1 protein-coding gene is annotated in these 1,451 nt (G+C 66.7%); it reads left to right on the top strand.

What is annotated here, in order from left to right; translation table 11 throughout:
• The coding region (locus tag E1294_RS51900) for a DNA-directed RNA polymerase subunit beta (RefSeq protein WP_484213995.1) at positions 1 to 1,451 on the top strand (1,451 nt) is incomplete at both ends.

Below are 1,451 nucleotides of genomic sequence, written 5' to 3'. Positions count from 1 at the left end.
GCCGAGGGCGACCGGGTCGAGGTCAACCAGGTGATCGCCGACGGGCCGTGCACCGACCAGGGTGAGATGGCGCTCGGCAAGAACCTGCTGGTGGCGTTCATGCCCTGGGAGGGCCACAACTACGAAGACGCGATCATCCTGTCCCAGCGGCTGGTGCAGGACGACGTGCTGTCCTCGATCCACATCGAGGAGCACGAGGTCGACGCCCGTGACACCAAGCTGGGTCCGGAAGAGATCACCCGTGACATCCCCAACGTCTCCGAGGAGGTCCTGGCCGACCTCGACGAGCGCGGCATCATCCGCATCGGCGCCGAGGTCGTTCCCGGCGACATCCTGGTCGGCAAGGTCACCCCGAAGGGCGAGACCGAGCTGACGCCTGAGGAGCGGCTGCTGCGGGCGATCTTCGGGGAGAAGGCGCGTGAGGTCCGTGACACCTCGCTGAAGGTGCCGCACGGTGAGCAGGGCAAGGTCATCGGCGTGCGGGTGTTCAGCCGTGAGGAGGGTGACGAGCTGCCGCCGGGGGTCAACGAGCTGGTCCGCGTCTACGTGGCGCAGAAGCGTAAGATCACCGACGGTGACAAGCTGGCCGGCCGGCACGGCAACAAGGGGGTCATCTCCAAGATCCTGCCGGTCGAGGACATGCCGTTCCTGGACGACGGCACCCCGGTCGACATCATCCTCAACCCGCTGGGCGTGCCCGGCCGGATGAACGTCGGCCAGGTGCTGGAGACCCACCTGGGGTGGATCGCCGCCAGGGGCTGGGACATCTCCGGGGTGCAGGAGGCCTGGGCCGGGCGGCTGCGCGAGAAGGGCTTCGAGAGGGTCGCCCCGCGCACCAACATGGCCACACCGGTCTTCGACGGCGCCCACGAGGAGGAGATCGTCGGTCTGCTGCAGAACACCGTGGCCAACCGCGACGGTGACCGGATGGTGCAGCCGAGCGGCAAGGCCCAGCTGTTCGACGGCCGTAGTGGCGAGCCGTTCCCCTACCCGATCTCGGTCGGTTACATCTACATTCTCAAGCTGCTCCACCTGGTCGACGACAAGATCCACGCGCGGTCGACCGGTCCTTACTCCATGATCACTCAGCAGCCGCTCGGCGGTAAGGCCCAGTTCGGTGGCCAGCGCTTCGGTGAGATGGAGGTGTGGGCGCTGGAGGCCTACGGCGCCGCCTATGCCCTGCAGGAGCTGCTGACCATCAAGTCCGACGACGTTCTCGGCCGGGTGAAGGTCTACGAGGCCATCGTCAAGGGCGAGAACATCCCCGAGCCGGGCATCCCCGAGTCCTTCAAGGTCCTCATCAAGGAGATGCAGTCGCTGTGCCTGAACGTCGAGGTGCTGTCCAGCGACGGCATGTCCATCGAGATGCGTGACACCGACGAGGACGTCTTCCGCGCCGCGGAAGAGCTCGGTATCGACCTGTCCCGGCGTGAGCCGAGCAGCGTGGAAGA

Source organism: Nonomuraea diastatica (assembly GCF_004349015.1).
Lineage (GTDB): Bacteria > Actinomycetota > Actinomycetes > Streptosporangiales > Streptosporangiaceae > Nonomuraea > Nonomuraea diastatica.
The sequence above is the reverse complement of the archived record's forward strand: the minus strand, read 5'-3'. Positions and strand labels throughout refer to the sequence as shown.